Annotated in this window: 23 protein-coding genes and 1 riboswitch; of the genes, 18 read left to right on the top strand and 5 right to left on the bottom strand. The window is 39.6% G+C overall.

What is annotated here, in order from left to right; genetic code table 11:
• Nucleotides 1-175 precede the first annotated feature (175 nt).
• A complete protein-coding gene (locus AC3WR0_RS24495; protein WP_492554714.1) occupies nt 176-997 on the bottom strand; it encodes a YitT family protein in 822 nt (273 codons plus the stop codon).
• Nucleotides 998-1,162: 165 nt separating this feature from the next.
• Between AC3WR0_RS24495 and AC3WR0_RS24490 the strand changes: the two genes are divergently transcribed.
• The 3 genes from AC3WR0_RS24490 (at nt 1,163) to AC3WR0_RS24480 (ending at nt 4,483) form a co-directional block, all read left to right on the top strand.
• Nucleotides 1,163-1,453 (top strand): DUF5658 family protein, encoded by a 291-nt coding sequence (locus tag AC3WR0_RS24490; protein WP_492554713.1) that lies wholly within the window; start codon nt 1,163-1,165, stop codon nt 1,451-1,453.
• A gap of 220 nt (nt 1,454-1,673) precedes the next feature.
• Nucleotides 1,674-2,933 (top strand): MFS transporter, encoded by a 1,260-nt coding sequence (locus AC3WR0_RS24485; protein ID WP_492554712.1) that lies wholly within the window; start codon nt 1,674-1,676, stop codon nt 2,931-2,933.
• A gap of 110 nt (nt 2,934-3,043) precedes the next feature.
• Nucleotides 3,044-4,483, top strand: coding sequence for an amino acid permease (locus tag AC3WR0_RS24480; RefSeq protein WP_492554711.1), 1,440 nt, complete (start codon nt 3,044-3,046; stop codon nt 4,481-4,483).
• A 37-nt stretch (nt 4,484-4,520) separates the two neighbouring features.
• Here the strand turns inward: AC3WR0_RS24480 and AC3WR0_RS24475 are convergent, their stop codons facing one another.
• The gene (locus AC3WR0_RS24475; RefSeq protein ID WP_492554710.1) at nt 4,521-4,751 is read right to left on the bottom strand and encodes a hypothetical protein; all 231 of its coding nucleotides are present in this window, start codon (nt 4,749-4,751) and stop codon (nt 4,521-4,523) included.
• Between the two features lie 145 nt (nt 4,752-4,896).
• On the opposite strand from AC3WR0_RS24475, the gene AC3WR0_RS24470 reads away from it, so the two are divergent.
• The 7 genes from AC3WR0_RS24470 (at nt 4,897) to AC3WR0_RS24440 (ending at nt 11,557) form a co-directional block, all read left to right on the top strand.
• Entirely contained in the window at nt 4,897-6,279 is a 1,383-nt protein-coding gene (locus AC3WR0_RS24470) for an L-cystine transporter (protein ID WP_492554709.1), read from the top strand.
• Between the two features lie 155 nt (nt 6,280-6,434).
• Nucleotides 6,435-7,073, top strand: a complete 639-nt coding sequence (locus AC3WR0_RS24465) for a TetR/AcrR family transcriptional regulator (protein WP_492554708.1) — start codon at nt 6,435-6,437, stop codon at nt 7,071-7,073.
• Nucleotides 7,066-7,731, top strand: coding sequence for a DUF2306 domain-containing protein (locus AC3WR0_RS24460; RefSeq protein WP_492554707.1), 666 nt, complete (start codon nt 7,066-7,068; stop codon nt 7,729-7,731). The genes AC3WR0_RS24465 and AC3WR0_RS24460 overlap by 8 nt, the downstream gene beginning before the upstream one ends.
• Before the next feature lie 183 nt (nt 7,732-7,914).
• Nucleotides 7,915-8,892: a ring-cleaving dioxygenase gene (locus AC3WR0_RS24455; RefSeq protein ID WP_492554706.1), complete on the top strand. Its 978-nt coding sequence runs from the start codon at nt 7,915-7,917 to the stop codon at nt 8,890-8,892.
• A gap of 393 nt (nt 8,893-9,285) precedes the next feature.
• Nucleotides 9,286-10,062, top strand: a complete 777-nt coding sequence (locus tag AC3WR0_RS24450) for an amino acid ABC transporter substrate-binding protein (RefSeq protein WP_492554705.1) — start codon at nt 9,286-9,288, stop codon at nt 10,060-10,062.
• Between the two features lie 73 nt (nt 10,063-10,135).
• Nucleotides 10,136-10,795, top strand: a complete 660-nt coding sequence (locus AC3WR0_RS24445; RefSeq protein ID WP_027320522.1) for an amino acid ABC transporter permease — start codon at nt 10,136-10,138, stop codon at nt 10,793-10,795.
• Nucleotides 10,796-10,810: 15 nt separating this feature from the next.
• Complete coding sequence (locus AC3WR0_RS24440) at nt 10,811-11,557, top strand: amino acid ABC transporter ATP-binding protein (protein ID WP_492554704.1); 747 nt, start codon at nt 10,811-10,813, stop codon at nt 11,555-11,557.
• Between the two features lie 303 nt (nt 11,558-11,860).
• On the opposite strand, the gene AC3WR0_RS24435 is transcribed toward AC3WR0_RS24440, so the two are convergent.
• Nucleotides 11,861-12,685, bottom strand: a complete 825-nt coding sequence (locus tag AC3WR0_RS24435; RefSeq protein ID WP_492554703.1) for a DegV family protein — start codon at nt 12,683-12,685, stop codon at nt 11,861-11,863.
• A 100-nt stretch (nt 12,686-12,785) separates the two neighbouring features.
• Here AC3WR0_RS24435 and AC3WR0_RS24430 point away from each other — a divergent pair, with 100 nt between their 5' ends.
• The 3 genes from AC3WR0_RS24430 to AC3WR0_RS24420 all read left to right on the top strand — a co-directional run bounded on the left by AC3WR0_RS24430 (nt 12,786) and on the right by AC3WR0_RS24420 (nt 15,069).
• Nucleotides 12,786-13,400, top strand: a complete 615-nt coding sequence (locus AC3WR0_RS24430; RefSeq protein ID WP_492554702.1) for a class I SAM-dependent methyltransferase — start codon at nt 12,786-12,788, stop codon at nt 13,398-13,400.
• 15 nt (nt 13,401-13,415) lie between these two features.
• Complete coding sequence (locus AC3WR0_RS24425) at nt 13,416-14,504, top strand: threonine aldolase family protein (RefSeq protein WP_492554701.1); 1,089 nt, start codon at nt 13,416-13,418, stop codon at nt 14,502-14,504.
• Between the two features lie 61 nt (nt 14,505-14,565).
• Nucleotides 14,566-15,069, top strand: a complete 504-nt coding sequence (locus AC3WR0_RS24420) for a DUF6933 domain-containing protein (RefSeq protein ID WP_492554700.1) — start codon at nt 14,566-14,568, stop codon at nt 15,067-15,069.
• Between the two features lie 2 nt (nt 15,070-15,071).
• Here AC3WR0_RS24420 and AC3WR0_RS24415 read toward each other — a convergent pair whose 3' ends face one another.
• Complete coding sequence (locus tag AC3WR0_RS24415; protein ID WP_492554699.1) at nt 15,072-15,464, bottom strand: (deoxy)nucleoside triphosphate pyrophosphohydrolase; 393 nt, start codon at nt 15,462-15,464, stop codon at nt 15,072-15,074.
• Nucleotides 15,465-15,647: 183 nt separating this feature from the next.
• Nucleotides 15,648-15,732: riboswitch (cyclic di-GMP riboswitch) on the top strand.
• Between the two features lie 159 nt (nt 15,733-15,891).
• Between AC3WR0_RS24415 and AC3WR0_RS24410 the strand changes: the two genes are divergently transcribed.
• The 3 genes from AC3WR0_RS24410 (at nt 15,892) to AC3WR0_RS24400 (ending at nt 20,521) form a co-directional block, all read left to right on the top strand.
• Nucleotides 15,892-16,920: a GGDEF domain-containing protein gene (locus AC3WR0_RS24410; RefSeq protein ID WP_492554698.1), complete on the top strand. Its 1,029-nt coding sequence runs from the start codon at nt 15,892-15,894 to the stop codon at nt 16,918-16,920.
• 399 nt (nt 16,921-17,319) lie between these two features.
• Nucleotides 17,320-19,548, top strand: a complete 2,229-nt coding sequence (locus AC3WR0_RS24405; protein ID WP_492554697.1) for a sensor domain-containing protein — start codon at nt 17,320-17,322, stop codon at nt 19,546-19,548.
• A 118-nt stretch (nt 19,549-19,666) separates the two neighbouring features.
• Complete coding sequence (locus AC3WR0_RS24400; RefSeq protein ID WP_492554696.1) at nt 19,667-20,521, top strand: pirin family protein; 855 nt, start codon at nt 19,667-19,669, stop codon at nt 20,519-20,521.
• A 260-nt stretch (nt 20,522-20,781) separates the two neighbouring features.
• Here the strand turns inward: AC3WR0_RS24400 and AC3WR0_RS24395 are convergent, their stop codons facing one another.
• A complete protein-coding gene (locus tag AC3WR0_RS24395) occupies nt 20,782-21,276 on the bottom strand; it encodes a GNAT family N-acetyltransferase (protein ID WP_492554695.1) in 495 nt (164 codons plus the stop codon).
• Nucleotides 21,277-21,465: 189 nt separating this feature from the next.
• Between AC3WR0_RS24395 and AC3WR0_RS24390 the strand changes: the two genes are divergently transcribed.
• Both AC3WR0_RS24390 and AC3WR0_RS24385 read left to right on the top strand, forming a co-directional pair.
• Complete coding sequence (locus AC3WR0_RS24390; protein ID WP_492554694.1) at nt 21,466-22,386, top strand: DMT family transporter; 921 nt, start codon at nt 21,466-21,468, stop codon at nt 22,384-22,386.
• A gap of 91 nt (nt 22,387-22,477) precedes the next feature.
• Nucleotides 22,478-22,870 (top strand): response regulator transcription factor, encoded by a 393-nt coding sequence (locus AC3WR0_RS24385; RefSeq protein WP_492554693.1) that lies wholly within the window; start codon nt 22,478-22,480, stop codon nt 22,868-22,870.
• Nucleotides 22,871-22,988 lie beyond the last annotated feature (118 nt).

The raw sequence follows: 22,988 nt of genomic DNA, 5'->3' as shown, positions 1-22,988 counted from the left end.
GAGTCCAGTACAATACCGGATTCATACCAGCCAATCGGCTGCTTAATATAAAACTCTAACTTTTGGGGGTCACATCAGTTACAGGGAAGCCCCTTTTAGGTTATCTTGATAAAAAGGCTGATCCCATTTAAGCGCCCGAGAAAAAATCTATATTGAACAAAATGGGGATTTTTTATTAACTCTTTCGGAAGTGCCCCATCACTTCAAGTGTCTGAGTTATGTTTACAAAGGCCTTCGGGTCGGTCCTTTTGATTGTATGTTTGGTTTCACTAAGTTCATATTTAGTGATAACCGTTGTCAGAATTTTTTTAGGTTTATGCGTAAATGCACCTTCCGCATCAGTAATGGTAACTCCCCTTGCATGTAAATGAATGAGGGCATCACTTAGCTCCTGATACTTTTCCGTGATAATCGTTAAGGTTAATTTGTTTTGAGTTGTATAAACCATATCCACTGCACGGCCTGATACATAAATAGCGATAATCGTATACAACGTAATATTCCAGCCAAATACCAGCCCCGATATACCCACAACGATTAGATTCATACAAATATTCATTAATCCAACCTGCAGATTCTTTTTCCTGGCAAGAATGAGACTGACAATGTCAGTCCCCCCAGTAGAACCACCAATCCGAATAATGATACCAACGGCAATTCCATAAAGTGCACCGCCAATAATCGCTGAGAGCAGAATATCATTGCTAATCGCATGGATAGGAAAGTATTTCATACTAAAGGACATCACCAGGACGGAATAAATGGTAAGCATGATAAATCTTTTCCCTAAGTATTTAATGCCAAGAAGCAAAAGGGGAATATTGATGATTAAAATAACCAATCCAGTATTAATATGTAAATAGTGATGAACAAAGAAAGCGATTCCGCTGACACCGCCGGATGCTAATTTATGTGGGATGAAAAATGTGTTATAAACAAACCCAAAAAGAGCAGAGCACAACCCAATCAATATGATATGGAAGGTTAATCGGAACAAAACAAACACCTCATTCTTATCCTCTTCAAGATAGTATGAGACAAATGGGTTCATTTTAGTGATAAAAGGACCTTTTGCGGGTATTTAAGTAAGGAAAATATGGATGGAATATAAACAAAGCATGGGAATAAACTAACCTAAATTGTCATCCGGAGGGTAGAGGCTATGAAGAAATGGGGATTCTTACTTGCTGCCTTAAATTCATTCGATTGTCTAAGCACATATGTTGGGATGAAACTGCACCTCTTCAATGAAGGTAATCCCCTTTTAGCAGAAATGCCTCCTGAGGGAATTGTTTTCCTGAAAACCTGCCTAAGCCTATTATTGTTGTATTCATTATTTAAAATTGACCTTAATAAGCTGGTCTTTAAATTTTCATTAATAGCTGTGAGCAGTGTGTATTCTGTGGTGGCTGTCATTCATCTGTATTGGATGAGTATTGTTTGGCCAATTTAGTAAAAAAAGTCGATTATGTAATGATGAAAATAGTAAATCGAGCACTCATTCATTATATAACTGACCAGCGTCCCTTCTAAGGATCGAGAAAAACATGTTCTTGATTTCGCACATAAAATGAGATTTAAAAAAAAGTTCTTTTTTTAGTTTTAAAAATGTTGAATTCTGTAACTTAGGAGTATAATCAAATTTATGATTTTACTAACAGGAGTTTTTGACAGTGGAAAAGCAGAATAGCAAGTATAGATGGGTTGTTTTTTCGTCCGTATTGTTGGCTTATTGTTTAATTGTGAGCCAAAGGACCGCGCCCGGATTAATTTCAGATCAATTGATGAAGGACTTTAGTGTGTCAGCATCTGTAATTGGATTGCTGACGAGTGTTCAGTTTTTTGCATATGCAGGTTTGCAGATTCCGATTGGGATTTTATCTGATCGTTTTGGACCTAATATCTTTCTTATTGCAGGAACTCTTATTAACGGTTTAGGTACCCTGGTATACAGCATTGCCCCGAATGAGCATATTCTCCTTTTAGCAAGGCTGATGGTTGGAATAGGAGATGCGACTATTTGGGTTAACTTAGTGCTCATTTTAAGCCAGTGGTTTAAAGTAAATGAATTTGTGGGATTGCTGGGTGTAGCGGGCATGAGCGGCAGTCTTGGATTTTTACTCGCGACCTTTCCATTTTCCGCGTGGATTGCGGCTGCAGGATGGAGACAGCCATTTCTCATTTCAGGAATTGTTCTATGCCTAGTGGCATTACTTCTATATATAGTTCTGGTTAAAAAACCTAAACAAATGAACTTTATTGTACCAGCTAAAAAAGAGCGTAAACGTGAAAACTTACTACGACTCTTAAGTCGTGTTTTTTCTGCTAAACAAGCTTGGGCCACCTTCCTTTGCCACTTTGGTGCTGTAGGTCCATATGTTGGATTTATTGGTTCGTGGGCGGTGCCTTATGGAATGCATGTATATGGAATGACTAGATCCCATGCCAGCCAGCTAATAATGGTCGGTCTGATTGGAGCAATGATTGGAGGTCCGCTATCAAGCTGGATTACAAACCGGTTAGGCTCGATTAAACGTCCATATATGACAGCCCATATCCTGATTATCTTAAGCTGGGCCGCGTTTCTATTATTTAATGGGAAGCCTCCATACTTCCTGTTAGTAACCTTGTTCTTTATTATAGGTTTCGGTAATGGAGCCAGTGCGCTTACCTTTATTGTAGTCAGGCAGTCATTTAATATAAAAGAGGTCGGAGTAATCTCCGGATTTGCCAATACAGGAGGATTTTTGAGTGCTGTCCTTCTCCCTGTGATTTTCGGGAAAGTGCTGGATCATTTTCATTCCAGTCCTGTCATTACAGGCTATCACTTTGGGTTTATCATTCCCGTTTTCTTTGCGATTATGGGATTAATCGGAAGTACCTTAATTAAAGAGGAACAGAAAACGAAACAGACAAGAGGACAGGTGGTTTAAAGCAGAGTAGACACTACTCTGCTATTTTTTTCCCCAGAATCTTTTTCTCCTATTGAGTAAAGAATAATTTAGACATCACTTAACAAAAACAGGTATGGGAGAGAAAGGTAATGGAAAATACACGTAAAGGACTTTCCTCGTGGCATCTCACAATGATGGCTTTGGGAAGTGTGATTGGGGGCTCTTTTTTCCTCGGATCTTCGGTTGCCATTCATGCTGCTGGGCCATCTATTATTTTGTCTTATATATTGGGTGGAGTATTGGTTTATCTAATCCTCTACGCTTTGTCAGAGATGACTGTAGCAAGTCCGTCTGTCGGATCCTTTAGCAGCTTTGCAGCTCAGCAGCTTGGTCCGGGAACAGGTTTCGTTGTAGGCTGGCTATATTGGACAGGAACCATTATTTCCATGTCCAGTGAGGGAACGGCAATATCAATTCTGGTTAGGAATTGGTATCCTCACGTATCCATCGGTCTATTGGGAAGCATTATTATTATTGGTGTAACTCTGCTTAATCTCTTGGGCGCACATTTGGTAGGAAGGCTTGCAAGCGGGCTCTCCTTCGTTAAAATATTTGCGATTATCTTTTTTATCATTACTGCGATCGTCTTAATTCTCGGATTGCTGCCAGGAGCGCACGCAATTGGGGCTGGTGAATTATTAAGAGAACCCATTGCGCCAGGAGGCATAAAGGGCATAGCCGGAAGTATGCTGCTTGTGGTTTTCGCTTATGCCGGATTTGAAATTATTGCACTGGCAGCTTCTGAAACAGAAAACCCAACAGAAACCATACCTAAAGCGATTCGCAATACCGTTATTGGCCTTGTTGGCTTATACCTGCTTTATGCACTTGTATTAATGCCGCTAATTCCAACATCCGTACTATATGAAGGAAAAAGTCCGATGGTGCAATCCCTAAATAGATGGGGCATAACCTGGGCTGGTTCAGCAATTAACGTTGTCTTGATTTCAGCAAGTCTCTCGGCCATGCTTGCAGCAATTTTCGGCCTGGGAAGAATGATCAGGTCTCTTGAACTTGAAGGCCATGCGCCGAGGTTCCTGAAAGATAAGACAGACGTGCCTTATAAAGGAATTATCTTTTCAGGGGTTGCCATGCTATTAGGATTAGGATTCGGACTATTGTTTCCAAGGGTTTATTTAGTTTTAATCACGACAAGCGGTTTCACCTTAATTTTTACCTATGCAGTGATAATGGCAAGCCACATTAAATTCCGAAAAAACCATGGATGCCCTCCCGGAGGAATTTGTCAGATGCCGGGATTCCCATATACATCCTGGATTGCTTTAATCAGCTTGATCATTATTTTGTTAAGCATGCCGTTAATAAAGGGACAAACAACAGGACTCATTGCTGGAATCGTATTGGTCGTTTTCTTTGGATTAATATATTTAGCTATGAAAACACGCTTCCGCGCCCGTTCAAAAAGAGAGGAGGGGTATACGGTCAAAAGGTATCAGCCCGATTTACTGACCGAGTTCTCAAAGGAAATCGACGAAAAAGTGGATATAAAACAGAAAGATAAAGATTGAAAAAGCTGCCGGGAATAATCCTGGCAGCCTTCTTATTCTAGTGAAAAAACCCCAATGCGTATTTTACGCTTTCCTGAATGTCCTTTGTTTCATATGCTTCCATATCCTCAAAGGTAATTTTCATCTTTACATCTTCAAGTTCATAACCGCTGTTTAAATCAATATTAAGCAGTATCTCAAAGCCATCTGCTACTTGATTGGTTTTAATAATGCTGAATGTCTGTATAGATGTACCAATCTGGTCCTGATCAAACATATCTGACAACAATTATCATACCTCCTTTTCCTATCCGCTTCAAAGTTAGGTTACACAATATTACCGGGAGCAATGCAGTTTTATTTTAAAGCATACCTGTCGGGTTGGAATAATAATTTTTCACTGCTCATATGTTGTTAATAAGGAGGGGTGAAGAATGAGTACTTTTTTGATCATTGTTAATCTCGCTGTTTTTCTGTTGCTATTAGCCGGTTTGTTTAAGCTTCAAAAAAAGCATGTATCCTTTTCTAAACGTGTTTTTACTGCTTTGGGGTTAGGTATTATTTTCGGTTTTATTATTCATTTTATTTACGGAACAACGGACGAGGTAACAGTAAAATCAGTTGACTGGTTTAATGTCGTAGGTATCGGTTATGTAAAGCTTTTGCAAATGATTGTCATGCCTCTTGTATTTATCTCCATCGTCAGTGCCTTTACAAAGCTTCAATTAACGAAGAATATTGGGAAAATAAGCTTCCTTGTTCTCGGTATTTTGCTAGGAACAACCGCCATTTCTGCAGCAATTGGAATTGGCTCTGCATTGGGATTTGGCCTTGATGGTGTCCATTTAAATTCCGGAGATGCTGAAGCTTCCCGAAATGAGCAATTACAGCAAACCTTTGCGACAGTAAAAGATGCAACTCTTCCTCAGCAAATAGTCCAGCTCTTGCCGGCCAATCCATTTCAGGATTTAACCGGAGCCCGTCCAACCTCAACGATTGCAGTGGTTATTTTTGCAGCCTTTGTTGGTTTTGCTTATCTGGGAGTAAAACGAAAGGAGTCTGAAACGGCTGTCCTTTTTTCAAAGGCCATTGATATGAGTTATTCAATTGTAATGAGGATTGTCAGGCTGATTCTCCGCCTGACACCGTACGGGATTTTTGCCATAATCACGAGAGTAGCTGCAACGAGTGATTATGCTGCTATAGCCAAATTAGGCACATTTGTTATTGCATCTTATGTGGCACTTATTATTATGTTCCTTGTCCATTTATTGCTGCTGTCATTAGCAAAATTGAGTCCTTTATCTTATGTGAAAAAGGCATTGCCTACACTTACCTTTGCTTTTACTTCACGTACCAGTGCCGGGACTTTGCCTATGACCATTAAAACGCAAACAAAGGATTTGGGTGTGTCAGAAGGGATTGCCAACTTTGCCGGATCGTTTGGTCTGTCAATTGGGCAGAATGGCTGTGCAGGGATATATCCAGCCATGCTTGCTGTAATGGTCGCCCCTGCGGCAGGAGTAGATCCAACCAGCTTCTCGTTTATCATTACCCTGATTTTAGTAGTCGTGATTAGTTCCTTCGGTATAGCGGGTGTAGGAGGAGGAGCTACCTTCGCGGCTCTAATTGTATTATCAGTGATGAACCTTCCGATTGCTATTGTTGGTCTGTTAATCTCGGTTGAGCCATTAATAGACATGGGCCGTACAGCCTTAAATGTTAGTGGGGCAATTACTGCCGGAGTCCTAACAAGTAAAGCAACAGACGAATTTAATCATGAAGTCTATAAACAGCCTGATATTGTAGAAGCTTAAGCTAAAGGGAAAAACCGGGGATACTCTCCCCGGTTATTTTTTTTTTTAGAAATTTCCAAAGCAACCAATTTACTTATATGGAAAAAGATGTATAATTAACATTGTTAAATAAATTTAACGGTGTTAAATAAATGCAGCAGGAGTGAATTTTTTAAATGGGCAGAAGAGAAAAGCGGGAGCAGGAAGTAGAAGAAATGAAGTTGGATATTATCAACGCGGCAGTACAGCTATTTACAGCAGAAGGTTATGAAAATGTATCGATGAGAAAGATTGCTCAGAAAATCGAATACTCACCTACGGCCATTTATAACTATTTTGCAAATAAGGAAGAAATACTGCAGCATCTTTTAAGCTATAGCTATCGGATTTTTCTTAATAGCCTGGAGGAGGCGGTTACTAAAAGTGAGGGAAGCAGTGAGGAAGAAAGATTAAATGCAGTTTTATATGGTTATATTGGTTTCGGATTAAGCAATCCGGAATATTATCAATTCATTTTTATAGGCAATATCGATCAGCAGCACCAGATCGATTTGCCAAATAATGACCGCTATAAAGGATTTCTTTTGCTAATGGAATCTGTAAAAAGGGCTATGGACTCCAAAGTGATTAAAACAGCCGATGTCCAACTGGTGTCACAGTCTATCTGGGCTTCATTGCACGGGATTACTTCGTTATTAATAAAGTTTCCAGGCTTCCATTGGGCTAATGAAGATTCATTAATCCAGTTCCATGTAGAGGCCATTCTAAAAGGCATCCAAATAGAAAATAAGGTTGGGGGAGATATGATTGGCTAAACGAAGAGTAAATGTTTGGGTCTTATTATGTTATCTGGTAATAGCACTATTTATGGCATATATCGTTTTAGCATATATTGTAATGGATCCAAAGAAAACGGGGATTATAAGCGGAAAGTTCGAAAGCATTAAGAACTTTCCCTATGATGTCTGGAAGTATTTTTTACTATTTCATGTAACCACAGGTTCCATTGCGTTGATTATAGGGCCTTTTCAATTCTTAAAAGCAAGCAGAAAGAACAAAAAGCTACACCGTACTATTGGAAAAACCTATATGACATCCATTTTTCTAAGTGTTCCAGCAGGTATATATCTGGCATTTTATGCAACAGGGGGACTAGGCTCTGGAATTGGATTTGCTGTACTGGATATCCTGTGGTTCGCTTCGGCCTTCATGGGCTTTAAAAGAATACGGCAGCGCAATATTCAAAGTCATCAGGAATGGATGCTGCGAAGCTATGCCATTACGCTAGTATTTGTGACGTTCAGAATTTTAATGCCGATCTCTGTGTTTGTGATGGGCTTAGGATTCTCCATTGGATTTCCTCTTGCCATTTTCGCAGCTATTGGAATTAACTTAGCCCTGACAGAATGGTACCTTCGCACAAGGAATAAGAAAACGATTCGAAATACCAACCCTAGTCAAGTTAACAGTTAAACTAAGAGGCAGCAGTCAGATGACTGGCTGCCTTTTTTGACTTTAAAAAGAATCCATGATAAAATTACTTCGAATTAAAGATATTAGAATTAAAGGTAATTTTTGAAATAAGATTAGAATACCTGGTAAATAGGAAATATTAAAAGTATATTTACTGAATCAGTTAATAATGGAGGTTTTAAAATGAACGGATTAAAGGGGATCCACCACGTAACTGCGATTACAAGCAGTGCTGAAAAGAACTATGAATTTTTTACTTTTGTATTAGGAATGCGTTTAGTTAAAAAAACGGTTAACCAAGATGATATCCAGACCTACCATTTATTTTTTGCAGATGACTCCGGCAGCCCGGGTACTGATATGACTTTCTTTGATTTTCCGGGAATACCAAAAGGGATCCACGGTACAAATGAGATTTCAAAAACAAGCTTCCGTGTGCCAAGTGACACAGCACTTGAATATTGGGTTAGACGTTTTGAACGTCTGGAAGTAAAGCATACAGGCATTAAAGAACAGTTTGGAACAAAGACTCTTTCCTTTGCAGACTTTGATGACCAGCAATATCAATTAATTTCCGATGAGAACAATGAAGGAGTTAAATCAGGAACTCCATGGCAGAAGGGACCGATTCCATTAGAATATGCGATTACTGGCCTGGGCCCGATTTTTGTGCGGATCGCTAACTTTGATTATTTTAAAGAAATGATGGAAAAGGTTCTCTTGTTCAAAGAGATTGCCAAAGAAGGAGCATTTCATTTATTTGAGGTAGGTGAGGGTGGAAATGGTGCGCAGGTTGTCGTTGAATACAATGCCATTCTGCCTCCAGCTCAGCAGGGATTCGGTACAGTACACCATGCTGCCTTCAGGGTTGAAGATCGTTCTGTACTGGATGAATGGACTAATCGCATGGAAAGCTTCGGCTTCCAGACCTCAGGTTTTGTGGATCGCTACTTCTTTCAATCATTGTACTCAAGAGTGGCTCCGCAAATATTATTCGAGTTTGCGACTGATGGACCAGGCTTTATGGGTGATGAGCCCTATGAAACACTTGGGGAGAAATTATCGCTTCCTCCATTCCTAGAACCAAAACGTGAGCAGATTGAAAGTATGGTTCGCCCTATTGATACCGTCAGAAGTACTATTGAATTCGCTCAAGAATAGTTTTTTTTGAGAGGCTTCCCGATGTGGGAGCCTCTTTTTAGCTAATCAGAATTTTATATCCAAAAATTCTGAACGCACGACGGACAGGACAAGGAAGGCTTCGTCAGCTATTTCATCGCACGAAGGAAAAGCACCTGCTTTTCCGAGGATGGCCTAGTCGGGCGAAAGGCACACGATGTGCCGTTTTGAGCCTGATAAATAAAACTAAGGCACCCGCCAAAAGGACTTGGCGAATGCCAAGTTTCTAATATCCACTTTTTACATATAGGTGAACAGTGAAAAATGACCCATTTTTATATTGTATTTTAGTATGTTAAAGTGTTATAATGTGCTAGTCTGATAATATGGTAACGTACTAAAGCGTTATTAATTAATTAAAGGTGGTATTTTATAATGAAACGTATAGCTACATTTCTTCTTATAATCGCAGCAGTTTTCTCCGTTGTAACTGGCTGTTCTTCTAAAGCAGATACCGGTAAGGACAAAGAGCTTGTCATTGGTATTGATGACAAATTTGCTCCAATGGGTTTCCGCGATAAAGATAATAAACTAGTTGGTTTTGATATAGACTATGCAAAAGCAGCAGCTAAGGAAATGGGAACAAAAGTGAAATTCCAGCCAATCGACTGGAGCACAAAGGAATCTGAGCTTGCCAGCGGCCGTATCGACCTTATCTGGAACGGATATACCATTACTGATGACCGTAAAAAGAAAGTATTATTTACAAAGCCTTATTTGAAAAATGCACAGGTAGTGGTTACTCTTGCTGATTCAAAAATCGCAAAGTTAAATGAACTGGCAGGGAAGAATGTGGGTATTCAATCAATGTCTTCCGCAGCAGATGCCTTGGATGCTAATCCAATCAAATCTAAGATCAAAAACGTTACAGAGTATAAAGACAATGTTACCGCTCTTAGTGACTTGAAGTCAGGCCGACTTGATGCAGTAGTAATTGACGAAGTTGTTATTAAGTACTACATGTCGCAGGAAAAGGATAACTACAAACTCCTTAATGAATCACTTGCTCCGGAAGAATATGGCGTAGGTGTGAAAAAGGGTAATGAAGAGTTATTAAATAAGCTTCAAAAAGCTTTGGATAAAATGAATGAAAATGGCACAGCCGCTAAGATTTCAACTAAGTGGTTTGGCGAAAATAAAGTTCTAAAGTAAAATAGAGTTAAAGAAAATGACACAAAACAGGATTTCCTTCGGAAACCCTGTTTTGTTTGTGGAGGAACACTTTATGTCTGCAGATTATTTTAAGACAATTATTGTGCCCATGCTAGAAGGGGCCGAGACAACAATCCTGCTATTTTTGATTGCTATTGCTGTTTCGATTCCGCTGGGCTTTCTGTTAACACTGGCAGTGAGAAGTAAATTTAAACCATTGTCCTTACTTTGTCAGGGTTATATTCATTTGATGCGCGGTACGCCATTACTGCTGCAGCTATTATTTATATGTTTTGGTCTTCCGCTGATTCCGGGAATCGGCCAATACCTTGTTTTGGACAGGTTTGTCGCTGCTGCACTTGGTTTTACTCTAAACTATGCGGCTTACTTTGCAGAAATCTTCCGTGGCGGACTTTTGGCCATTGATAAGGGGCAATATGAGGCTTCGAAAGTTCTGGGTCTGAGCAGATGGCAAACGACCAGAAAAATTATCCTTCCGCAAATGTTCCGGATTGCACTGCCGGCTGTTGCCAATGAATCCGTGACATTGGTCAAGGACACAGCTTTACTCTATGCCGTTGCGGTGCCAGAGTTATTGCACTTTGCAGAGACGGCAGTTAACCGTGATTTTACCATCATGCCTTTTTTCTATGCGGGTGTGATTTATCTAATCATTACGTTCGTATTAAGTATGTTCTTTAGATGGCTTGAACGCAGATTTAAATTTGAATAGGAAGGAGTGGTGAAGTTGGCTATTATTGAAGTTTCCAATCTTAAAAAATCTTACGGGAATCTGGATGTACTTAAGCAGATTACCTTTGAAGTAAATAAAAATGATGTGGTTGCGGTCATCGGCCCTTCCGGCTCCGGAAAAAGCACCATGCTCCGCAGTCTTGTCCATCTTGAGGAAATAGATGGGGGCAGCATCCGAGTTGCAGATGATTATCTAGTGAAGGATGGGGTTTACTCAAGGCCACAGGATTTAAAGAAAATAACTTCCCGTATGGGAATGGTTTTTCAGCACTTTAATCTGTTTCCGCATCTTACTGTAATAGAAAACCTGGAAGTTGCTCCTAGAATGTTAAAAAGGGAGTCACCAGTCGCAATTAAGCATCGAAGCACGGAGCTTTTGAAAAAAATCGGGCTCACTAATCGGGCGGATGCCTATCCAGCCAATCTGTCAGGTGGACAAAAGCAGCGTGTTGCTATTGCTCGGGCTTTAATGCTGAATCCTGAAATTTTACTATTTGATGAACCTACTTCAGCACTTGACCCAGAATTAACTGGTGAAGTGTTAAAAGTAATGAAGGATCTCGCTGAAGAGCATATGACCATGGTAGTTGTAACCCATGAAATGGGATTTGCTAAGGATGTTGCAAACCGGGTTCTTTTCATGGACAATGGCCAAATAATTGAATCTGGACATCCTGACGATCTGCTGACAAATCCTCAGCATGACCGGACCAGAGCATTTCTTAACAGGAGTTTTAATTAAATTTAAGTATAGGACCGGCGAAAGCCGGTCTTTTCTAATAGATAGGAAAGCTATAAAATTGTCTAACTCCAGCGCCCAGCAAATTCTCATCTAAGAACAGCTTCCTTGAGTATCTTGCACATGAGCAATGTAGATTAAGTTTCTCATTCATGTAGATAAACATTCCAACTCTGATGAGAATTTTCCCAGGAGAGAGGAGCTCAATACATTCGCTGCTGGTGCTCTCAGAGTACTAAATGGGGAAGAGCAGGCAAAGGTATATTAAAGAAGAAGGCTCATCCATGTTTTGGATGAGCCTTACTTTTAAAAAGATATAATTATTCCGCCTTTTCCGGCATAGGTGCCCATTGTCGCGCCCATATAATTGACGATTACTTCTTTAGGCTGGAATTGCCGGAGGATTTCCTGTTTTACTTCTTCGGCTTCTTCCCTATTTCCGGTGTGGGTAATGCCAAAGGTGATATGGGAGAAATCAGTTTCTCTTTCTCCGATAATCTCGTAAACCCGTTTAAGGAATTTCTTTCTGCCGCGGATTTTTTCCTTCATCACAACCTCCCCCTTAATACCTTCAAGGATAACCTTAATGTTAAGGATTTTTGCCAGAGAACCCTGAAATTTACTCAAACGTCCGCCTTTTACAATATTCTCTAAAGTATCCAAAAGGACAAGAATATTCATTCTTTCCCGGTACTTTGTCAGTTCTGCAAGGATTTCATCCATTGCATGGCCTTTTTCAGCAAGTTCAGCTGCCAAAAGGATTTGGATTCCATGGGCCAGTGATCCGCCCAATGTATCCCAAACCGTAACCTTTGCCTTGGAAAGTTCACCGCCTAGACAGGCTGATTGATAGGTTCCGCTCAAACCGGAAGAGATGGTGAAGCAGAGTAATTCCGTATTGCCGTCAAATTTCGAGAAAACCTCTGAAAAAGATGCCGGTGATGGCTGCGATGTTTTGGGCAGATCGTCTGAAAGGAACATTTTTTCAAAAAATTCCTTTGGTCTCAGATCAATCCCTTCCCGATAATCCTTTCCTTCCATTGTGACAGTTAAAGGAACAACGGTAATATCATGTTTTTCAAGCAGTTCCTTAGGTAAATCTGCAGAACTGTCCGTTATAATTTTTATCATTTCTATATCCACCTTAGCCTAATCTTTTCTAAACTGTTATAGTTAAATTATATCAATTAGTATTATTTAACATAAAGATTTAAATCTGATAGGAGTCACCATGAAGGAACATGACTATGATAAATTACTCAATATCAAAACTGAGGGAGGGTTAAGGCTGGTAAATGGTTCAGTCCACTACCATCCGTATGAACCAACACCTTATAGCGCTCTTGAGAAATTATTCGAAACCTACGAGATAAAAGCCAATGGACAAGTCGTTGACTTTGGCTGCGGAAAAGGAAGGTTAAACTTCTATATCAATCATTTTTTCGATGCTGCCGTAACGGGGATTGAAATGAATAAGGCTTACTTTGAAGATGCTATTAAAAATAGAAAGTCTTATCTTCAAAAACGAAAAAACAGGGAGAATAAAATCCACTTCCTCCAGCTATTTGCGGAGGAATATGATATTGATTCCCGCGATAATCAGTTTTATTTTTTCAATCCATTTTCGGTGCAGGTATTTACAAAAGTTTTAAACAATATCCTCTTATCGATAGAAAAAGTTGCGAGGGATATTGATTTGGTATTCTACTATTCATCCGAGGATTATATCTTTTATCTGGAAAACCATACAGCCTTTAAGCTAATAGAGGAAGTTAGGCTTCCGGATTTGTACGAGCATAATCCAAATGAAAGATTCTTAATTTATCGTTTATCATTTGAAAAATAGAGAGGGGTACATAGCATGGGAGAGGAACTATTAAAAGCCTTTAAACAGACAAAGCACCAATTATCAGGCAATGGGTTTAGAGAGGTTGAAATCATGAAAGAAGCATTCAAGGATGTAGACGGGCACCTTGAAAGTGATATGTATGGAGATGGGCAGATTATAGAGGATTTCCAGAAAAAAATGGCGGAGTATTTGGGGAAGGACACAGCTGTCTTTTTTCCAAGCGGGACAATGGCACAACAGATTGCATTAAGAATCTGGTGTGACAGAAAGGAATCAAAGAAGGTTGCTTATCACCCGTTATGCCACCTCGAAATCCATGAACAAGATGGACTAAAGGAATTACATCATATACAGCCAGTTTTGCTTGCTGATAAACATAGAGTCATCAGTCTGGAAGACGTGACATCCATGGATGAGGATATTGCATGCCTGCTGCTTGAGCTGCCTCAGCGTGAAATTGGCGGACAATTGCCTGACTACCAGACTCTTGAAAAAATCTCCGTTTATTGCCATGAAAAAGGGATTAAACTTCATCTGGATGGAGCTAGATTAATTGAAGTTCTTCCATATTATGAAAAAACAGCAGCTGAAGTTTGCAGCCTTTTTGATAGTGTCTATGTTTCATTATATAAAGGAATTGGCGGAATTGCTGGTGCAATCCTTGCAGGTGAAAAGGACTTTACTCAGGAATCAAAGATATGGAAAAGGCGCCATGGCGGGGATTTAATCAGCCTCTATCCTTATATTATTAGCTCAGACTATTACTTTGATAAAAGAGTTAATAAAATGGGGCAGTATTATGAGGAGTCAAAGGAACTGGCTGAGTTTTTTAATAACTGCGAGAATGTATCCACTTTACCTCAAAGACCCGTTTCAAATATGTTTCATGTTCATTTTCATGTGGCTAAGGAAAGCCTAGTATCGCTCCTGGCAGATATTTATAAAGAAACAGGCATCGGCATTACCGGGAATTTGAGAGAAACAGGAGAAGACTCCTGCTATTTTGAACTAAGCGTCGGGGACAACTACGGCAACATTCCAAAAGAGCAGATTGAAAAAGTATTCGGCTTGCTTGATGAAAGAATCAAAGCTTTATCGTGATTTAATAAGAGGATGCCAACGGGCTTTTTTCTCTAAATAATAGGATAGGCGTGGTAGAACAATGCTGATAATAGGCGCGACTCAAAAAGCATTAAAAGAGCTGGGGATAACACCGGAAGTTTATAGTGAGGAGATCTCGCCAAATACAATGACATGGCATATGAATATGTTTAAAATAGGCCGATACAATAATCTGCTCCTAATGAATGATATTACATTATATAGCTTGACCATTGTGGGAGTAAAAAAGAAAGATCTGCGTAATTTTAATGAGCTTATTCGAAACCATTTTCATACACAGTTCTTGGCTGAGGGGTATAAGCCTGAAAAAATAACCCTTTTTCTAAATCAGATAGACGAAATAACTTTTACAAAAACACATAACAGAAGAGTAGTGGGCTGCATGGTAGATATTGTGAAACTCATTAACCATATTTATCCTTCAGGTAATGACCTGATTGCTGAGAATCCTGTAGAAATAAATAGGTATAATAACGATATGTTTTTTTCAGTTACCAAGGAACGTCCAAGTAAAATGTTTAGGGAGCAACTGGAAAGTCTGTAGAGCTATTCTCTTATCAGTTTCTCCACCGCAGGGACATCGGCCGGAGCCCATACCAGCAAGGCAAGATTTTCTCTCTTCAGCCATATAAGCTTGGAATGTTCAGAAGGCTTTGGTATGTCTTTAACCACTTTGCTTTTAATCGTAATCAATTGAATAGTAAAGCTTTCGTATTCATGAGGGTTTTCATGAAAGATATCAATGGGATCGATTTCACAGCCCAGTTCTTCAAAAATCTCCCTTCTCAGGGCGGTAAAAGGATCTTCCCCTGGTTCTACTTTTCCACCCGGGAGTTCCCACATGTTTGGCATAGACATTTTTGGGGACCTAAGTGCACAAAATATTTCCCCATCCTCATTCTCTATCGGGGCTGCAACCACTTTAACTGCCTTTTTCAAAAAAATGCCTCCGTTCACCATTTTGTCCCTTCATCATATCAAGACAGGAAAACACAAACAAATAGGCTCGTACTGATTGATTAAGTGTCTTGTGAAAATTTTAGGAATCTATAACTATATGCCCTATTGAAATGTCTATTTTTATATAATAGAATGAGTACATAGGACTAAATACCCAAAAATTAAAAGAAATGGCAAACTTATCGAAAGGTAAGGACGCAAAGCTAAAGGGGCTAAAGTCAAACGACAAAGCCAGCCAGTTGCCGATCATAGGATGTTTATTTTCGGCTAATCTTTTAGATTAGCTTTTTTATTTAGCTAATCAGTATTTATATCCATAAATTCTGAACGCATAAGCAAAACTAAGGCATCCGCCAAAAAGGCTTGGCGAATGCCAAGTTTTCCTAATTAAAAGGTGGGAATCGTTATGGAGTCACTGGATAACTTAAAAAGAAGCATTTATCTCTGGATCATCCCATTTATTATTTTGGCTTTAATTATCTTTAGTATTGTCCACCCTAATCCCGCAGCCAGCAGTCAGTTTAACGAAATGGTAACACCTATTCTTTTCTGGATCATGCTTGTAAGCTGGTATATGATTTTCCAAAACCTTTTCTTTCGTGCAATCGAATATATGAATCTGGCAATCATCAGTTTGGCTCATATAGCTTCTGTTTATGATTCTATTTATCACTTTATGGCAATGGGGAAACCGGGCGCATTGGGGATTGCGGTAATCTGGACTCCATTAGTATTTATTCTGTTTTTCCTTACCCTGCAATCGAAATTGGGTTTAATTTATTCGCTAATTATCTTTGCGGTAACTCTTAGTTTTGGCATGCAAAATCTTAATCATATCCCAGCTTATTATTTAGTGCCATTAGCACAATATTATATAGCTAATATTGTTTATATCGTTATACTCTTCTTTTTTCAAAAGGTATTTAAAATGCATGGAGAGATTGAGCTTTTAAAAAGAAATGCGTCAGTTGATACCTTAACCGGGATAGCAAACCGCAGTCAGATTGATCTTTGGCTTGATACACACGCGGAAAAGGCGACCAGACAAGGAACCACTTTTTCTATTATCTTTTTTGACATCGACCATTTTAAAATGGTAAATGATGAATTTGGCCACAAGGCTGGGGACAATGTATTAAAAGAGTTTGCCCAGCTTATTAAGGAATTTCTTCCGAAAACGGCCTTTTTTGGCCGTTGGGGTGGAGAAGAGTTTCTTATCATTTTTAATGGTCCTTTGGAAAAGGCTGCAGAATGGGCTGAGGGCTTGAGGAAAACAATCAGCAAACACGAATTCGCAGTTGGCAGCAGACAAACTGCGAGTTTTGGGGTAACTGATTTTCAACCTGGAGAAACAACCGATGCTATGCTTGGAAGGGCCGATATGGGACTATACGAATCAAAAAATCAGGGGAGAAATCAAATAACACTCGTTTAAGTTTACATCTTAACTTTCTTAAAAGCATCCATGGGTAAATACGGATGCTTTTTTGTTTTGGCTCTGGTATTAAAGCTCAAAGTTGATTTTTCCCTAATTTGATTGAAGCAAAAGGCGCGAGACTCCTCGGAAACGCTATCGCATTTCCTTCGTGCGTGGGCAATTTCAAGGGAGGTATTCAATGTCCTGCGGGAAAAGCGGTCCAAGGGAGACCCCGCAGGTGCATAGCGCCGAAAGCGGAAATCAACAGGCAAGATTAACAAAGCCTTGTTTTTTTAGTAAAAGTCCATATTAAGAGTGATAACTTACATTGTCGGAAATAAGATTTTCTGATATGTTAGAGTAAATGGTCGAAATAGACTGAAAATTGACGTTACCTGCAGCTGGGGGACATTTTAGATGAAAGTAAAGAATCAAATTCAAAAGTATAATGTGACAATTATATTAGGATTTATCGTCATAGCTGAGATTTTTGATGAATTGGTATCCACCTTTTTTAGTTTGAAAAGGACAACTGCCTTTTTGATCGATATTTCGGTGCTTTTGCTTTCTACATCTCTGGTTTATTTAATGCTGAAGGGAATTAACAAAACTTCATCAGAGCTCCAGAGAAACAGGAGAAGGCTTAAGAATATATTTGATACTCTGGATGTTGCCATTTGGTCGCAAGATCCGACGAATAACCTCTTAATTTCACCAGGTATTGAAAAATTATATGGGTACTCGATGAACGATTTTTATCAGGATCATTTGCTTTGGAAAAAGGTTATCCATCCTGATGACCTTCCTGTATTAACTGAACGGAAGAAAGTACTTGCTGAAGGAAAAGCGGTGACAAGTGTATATAGAATCATCCGGCCAGATGGCGAAGTGCGCTGGATACAGGACAGAGGGATTCCGCTCCTGGACGAGAAAGGCAACCTTATCGATTTTAACAGTGTTCTATTTGATATTACAGACAAGAGAGAAAGCGAGGAAAGGTATCGCAGTATCGTTGAAATGTCACCTGATATCATAGCTGTATATAGCAGAGGGAAAATTGATTACATAAATGAAGCGGGCTGCCGTCTATTTGGAGCGTCAGACTCGGAAGAACTGTTTGGAAAACCCATCTCTCATTTGATTCCTCAGGATATTCTGAATGAAGTTAAAAACAAGGAATTAACGATTGAAGATAACTTTGAAGATAAGATGCAGTTTGAATTTAACATGGAAAGCCCTGATGGAAAGGGTATAGAAGTTGAAATGACTGCCATGCCAATTCTTTATGAAGGAAGAGTGGCAAGGCAAATTGTTGGAAGAGATATTTCAGAGCGTAAAAAGGCAGAAAAAATGATTGAGTATATGGCTTATTATGATGGGCTGACGGGCCTTCCAAACCGAAATATGTTTAGGAAACACCTTAACGATGCAATAAACCGGGGGGAAGGGACCAAACTGGCAGTCTTATTTCTAGATTTGGATCGCTTTAAAATTATTAATGATACAAAAGGGCATACCATTGGTGACCATATTTTACAAATAGTCGCAAAGCGGCTGAAAAATGCTGTACAGCAGGATGGAATCGTCTCTCGGCAAGGCGGGGATGAATTTTTAATCCTGGTGGAAAATGCGGACAGGCAGGAAGTCATAAAAGTGACGGAACGTATTCTCGCAGAATTTTCATTTCCTCTGGACATAGACGATCAGGAGTTTTTTGTAACACCTAGTATTGGAATCAGCTTGTTCCCGGGTGACGGAAATGATGAAGAGGCTTTAATTAAAAATGCTGATACCGCCATGTATTTGGCAAAAGAACGCGGGAAAAATACTTATCAATTTTATACCTCTCTGCTGCATGGGGTCTCATCTCATAAGATGGAATTGGAGCACGGTATAAGAAAAGCGCTTGATCAAAATCAGTTTGTTTTATTCTACCAGCCTCAGATTGAACTGGAGACTGGGGACATTATAGGAATGGAAGCACTAGTACGCTGGGTGCATCCGGAGCGGGGCTTTATTTCTCCTGGTCAATTTATTCCTCTTGCTGAAGAAACAGGGCTTATTGTTCCGCTAGGAAAATGGGTGCTCAAAAAAGCATGCGAGCAGATGAAGGAATGGCAGGAAAAGGGAATTAGCAAAATTCCTGTTGCTGTAAATATATCCGTCCGCCAGTTCCAGGAGGATGACTTCGTAGAATCAGTGACAAGGATTCTTTCCGAAACCGGGCTGGACCCTCATTATCTAGAATTAGAAATTACTGAAAGCATCATGCAAAATATTGAAAGATCAACCCTTATTCTCGACCAATTAAAGAAAATTGGCGTAAAAATTTCAATTGATGACTTTGGTACTGGGTATTCTTCGCTTAGCTATTTAAAACATCTTCCAATCGATAGTATCAAAATTGATAAATCTTTTGTGGATGACATTATCCAGCATTCTAACCAGGGGGCCATGGTAAAAACCATAATAGACATGGGTCATAATTTGCAATTCCAGGTCATTGCTGAGGGAATAGAGACAAAGAAACAAGTTCTGTTTTTAAAGGCAAATGGATGCAGAATAGGACAGGGTTATTTTTACAGCCAACCATTGCCGCCTGATCAGGTGGAAGGGCAGTTCATACCTGCTGTTACTTCAAAATAAGGAAAAGGGAGGCATCAGATGATGTTTCCCTTTTTATATTCAGTCAGGGAAAGTGATTTTTTTGTAAATATAAGTTAAATTGATTAAGAAACTTAGAAATACAAAGGGGGCAAGCTTTGTGGTCAATTTTCAAAGAGAAGTAAAAACGAAATGGACCGTACAATACGAGGAAAGAGGCTATCCGCATATTCAGGCTGGATTAGTATTAAATCCGGAGCGCTGGAGAGAGCTGGATCCTTTTATCTTAATGGCTGAGGATTGGTTTAAGCGGGGAACCTTTGGCGACCATCCGCACCGAGGTTTTCAAACGATTACTTACATTATAGATGGAAGGCTTGAGCACATTGATAATCATGGCGGCCATGATGTTCTTGAGTCCGGGGATGTTCAGTACATGAACGCCGGTTCTGGGGCAAGACATGCGGAAGAGGCAGTCGGAAATGATATCGTCCATAGTCTTCAGCTATGGCTTAACCTTCCAAAAGAATTGAAATCAACGAATACGTCCTACCAAAATATATACTATAATGAGGCTCCTTCTGTTTCATTTGAAGGTGGTCAAATGAAGCTTTATGCAGGAGAGGCAGGGGGAGTGAAAGGGCCGCTTGAACCGCTAGTTCCTTTTACACTCGCTGAGATTTCGCTTCAAAAAGGTGCAAGCTTCACTCATCTGCTTCCTGAAAACCACAACGCTTTTATATACGTTTTGAGTGGTGAAGTGGAAGTTGGAAGGGAGGGTGACACCATTAGAAAAACAGGAGCAGCAACCCTAACCTTTAACGAAGAAGGACAGGGGACAAGTGAGCTTCTCTTAAAAGGCAATGAGCGTTCCAAAGTCCTCGTATATTCTGGAAAGCCAATTAGGGAAGAGGTTGTGGCATACGGTCCATTCGTTATGAATTCCATGGACGAAATCCGCCAGGCCTACCGTGAATATCAGGAAGGCAAATTTGGCAGTAAAGTAGAGTCGTAAGGAAAAAGAGACTGGCCCGCGGGCCAGCCTCTTTTAGTATGGATTTTGAAAAGAAACCTGCATTTTTGGTTAAAAAGGGTCTTTTATTGGTAAATGAGCAGGTTTTTAAAAGTTAATACCCAACTTTCTAGAGGAACCCAATCTTAGCTAAAGTCCGATTTTACCATATGCCTTCTAGAGCTAACTTTGCCCGATACTAGTAATTAAATGCCATTTATTTCACCTTCGTAATCGACCTTTGTCTAAGCAGATAGGCCCGGTTACTTATTTAAAAGAAGCTGAAAATAATCTACATCCTGCCACTGGTCAAATTTATAACCCACTTCTTGAAGGCGTCCGATAAAAGTGAAGCCAAATTTCTCATGTAGCTTTACACTGCTTTCGTTACCGGAAGTTATTATGGCAATAATACTGTGGAAATCAAGCTGTTTGGCTCTTTCCAGAATTTCAGTTAATAGAGTGCGGCCCATTCCTTTTCCCTGATGCTTCTCTGAAATGTAAATGGATACCTCTGCAGTTTTTGAATAAGCCTCTTTTGGACTAAATGGAGAAAGGCTGCAGTATCCGGCTACTTCTCCGGCAGATTCGGCAACTATAAGGGGATGGGAACCACCGTATTTATTAAACCAGACCTTGCGCTGGTCGAGTGTCTGTTCCTCCAAATCAAAGGTTGCATTAAGGTTAACAATTGCATAATTGTAGATGTCTAACATAGCTGGCAGATCTTGAATAACCGCGTCCCGGATAAGTACCATTCAAACTTCCCCTTTAAATAAATTGCTTTTACCCAATAATAATACACCCAGCTAACTTAAAAAAGGGGGTATTTTTCTTAAATTCCTCTGTGAAAAATTTACGCTGATTATTTAGGCTTTTTTGAATATATTTCGTGTTTCGTAATGTTATACTCTAATTATTAAATTTCACCAGAGAGAGGCATTATCTTGAAAAATTTAAAAATTTACATAATGATTATGTGCGTCATGATTTCTTGGGGTTTTAATGTAGCCGTCCTTAAAATTCTCGTAACCCACGCTAAGCCTGTAACAATTACTTCTCTTCGAATATTTACGGCAGGAGTAACCGTGTTTATCATCCTGTTCTTCATGAAAATTGTCAGGAAACCAACCAGAGAGGAATTAAAGTACATTATACTGGGCGGACTCCTGAATGTTGTGAGTCACCATTATTTTTTATCGACTGGTTTAAGCTATACTTCGGCAACCAACGGGGGACTCATTTTAGGCGCAGGCCCGCTGTTGACGGCGATTTTATCGACTGTTATTTTACGCAGAACGCCTACCTTTATTCGTTCAATGGGCTTTTTCTTCGGGAGTGTTGGAGTCCTGTTAACGGTTCTTTCAGGCGGGAAGGGTTTTTCAGATTTGTCGATTGGGGACTTATTTGTGTTCATCTCAATTATGTCTCAGGCACTAAGCTTTATTTTGATTAGTAAAGCTGCAAAGACACTGGATCCTAGATTGTTAACAGGGTATATGCTTGTATTCGGCTCCGTTGTACTATTTATAATAAGTTTGGTACAGGAGCCAGGCGCTTTAAAGGAAATACCAAATCTGAGTTTTAGTATTTGGCTCGCGTTTTTAGGCTCAGCTATTATTGCTACAGCATTGGGACATATGCTTTATAATTATTCGATCGGAAAATTAGGACCTGCGGAAGCATCTATCTTTTTAAACTTAACTACCTTTTTCTCTTTAGTGGGTTCTGCCCTCCTTTTAGGTGAAAAAATAACACCTCATCACTTATGGGGCTTGCTCTTTATTGTATCGGGAGTCCTTTTTGGATCAGGAACAATTGAGGAATTTCTCCAAAGGAAAAGGCATGCCCAATACCGCAATCTATAGCGAAAAAAGTCGAAAATATTTCAACTTTGGCAATTGAATAATCTTCCAATCCTAGATTAAGATAATAGTAGATAGCATAAAAATATGGGGGGTGCCGGGTATTCAGCCAAGAATATTAATCGCAGAGGATGAAGAAGTTCTGCGCAGTTTATTAAGCATGTACTTTCGGCGCGAAAATTATTTGATTGAAGAAACGGATAATGGTGATGATACATTAAAAAAAGCATTATCTTCCGACTATGATTTAATCATTTTAGATGTCTTAATGCCTGGAAAAGATGGGATTTCTGTTCTGCAGGAATTACGGGCGGTAAAGGATACGCCTGTTTTTATTCTTTCCGTAAAGGGCGGAGGGCAGGAAGAAAAGGAAGCCATCCAGATAGGGGCAAACGACTATATGTTAAAGCCCTTCAGTCCAGGTACTTTTGTAAAAAAGGTTAATGAGTTTATTGAAGCAAGATTCTATGAAAACCAGAAGGCTTAGAGCCATTCTGATATAAAGTAAAAAACGCTTCGGCTGCTAGCGAGGCTACTGAAAATCTTCCGATTTTATAGTCCTACTGAGAAAATACAATTGAAAAAAGCCAGGTTTATTCCATATT

This window comes from Neobacillus sp. FW104-15D2, from assembly GCF_058790155.1.
The sequence above is the reverse complement of the archived record's forward strand: the minus strand, read 5'-3'. Positions and strand labels throughout refer to the sequence as shown.

What these genes read in the sequence shown, in the direction of transcription:
- AC3WR0_RS24490 (WP_492554713.1), top strand. Translation starts at nt 1,163, where the DNA reads ATGAAGAAATGGGGATTCTTACTTGCTGCCTTAAATTCATTCGATTGT.
- AC3WR0_RS24480 (WP_492554711.1), top strand. Translation starts at nt 3,044, where the DNA reads ATGGAAAATACACGTAAAGGACTTTCCTCGTGGCATCTCACAATGATG.
- AC3WR0_RS24470 (WP_492554709.1), top strand. Translation starts at nt 4,897, where the DNA reads ATGAGTACTTTTTTGATCATTGTTAATCTCGCTGTTTTTCTGTTGCTA.
- AC3WR0_RS24465 (WP_492554708.1), top strand. Translation starts at nt 6,435, where the DNA reads ATGGGCAGAAGAGAAAAGCGGGAGCAGGAAGTAGAAGAAATGAAGTTG.
- AC3WR0_RS24455 (WP_492554706.1), top strand. Translation starts at nt 7,915, where the DNA reads ATGAACGGATTAAAGGGGATCCACCACGTAACTGCGATTACAAGCAGT.
- AC3WR0_RS24450 (WP_492554705.1), top strand. Translation starts at nt 9,286, where the DNA reads ATGAAACGTATAGCTACATTTCTTCTTATAATCGCAGCAGTTTTCTCC.
- AC3WR0_RS24445 (WP_027320522.1), top strand. Translation starts at nt 10,136, where the DNA reads ATGTCTGCAGATTATTTTAAGACAATTATTGTGCCCATGCTAGAAGGG.
- AC3WR0_RS24435 (WP_492554703.1), bottom strand. Translation starts at nt 12,685, where the DNA reads ATGATAAAAATTATAACGGACAGTTCTGCAGATTTACCTAAGGAACTG.
- AC3WR0_RS24430 (WP_492554702.1), top strand. Translation starts at nt 12,786, where the DNA reads ATGAAGGAACATGACTATGATAAATTACTCAATATCAAAACTGAGGGA.
- AC3WR0_RS24425 (WP_492554701.1), top strand. Translation starts at nt 13,416, where the DNA reads ATGGGAGAGGAACTATTAAAAGCCTTTAAACAGACAAAGCACCAATTA.
- AC3WR0_RS24420 (WP_492554700.1), top strand. Translation starts at nt 14,566, where the DNA reads ATGCTGATAATAGGCGCGACTCAAAAAGCATTAAAAGAGCTGGGGATA.
- AC3WR0_RS24410 (WP_492554698.1), top strand. Translation starts at nt 15,892, where the DNA reads ATGGAGTCACTGGATAACTTAAAAAGAAGCATTTATCTCTGGATCATC.
- AC3WR0_RS24405 (WP_492554697.1), top strand. Translation starts at nt 17,320, where the DNA reads ATGAAAGTAAAGAATCAAATTCAAAAGTATAATGTGACAATTATATTA.
- AC3WR0_RS24395 (WP_492554695.1), bottom strand. Translation starts at nt 21,276, where the DNA reads ATGGTACTTATCCGGGACGCGGTTATTCAAGATCTGCCAGCTATGTTA.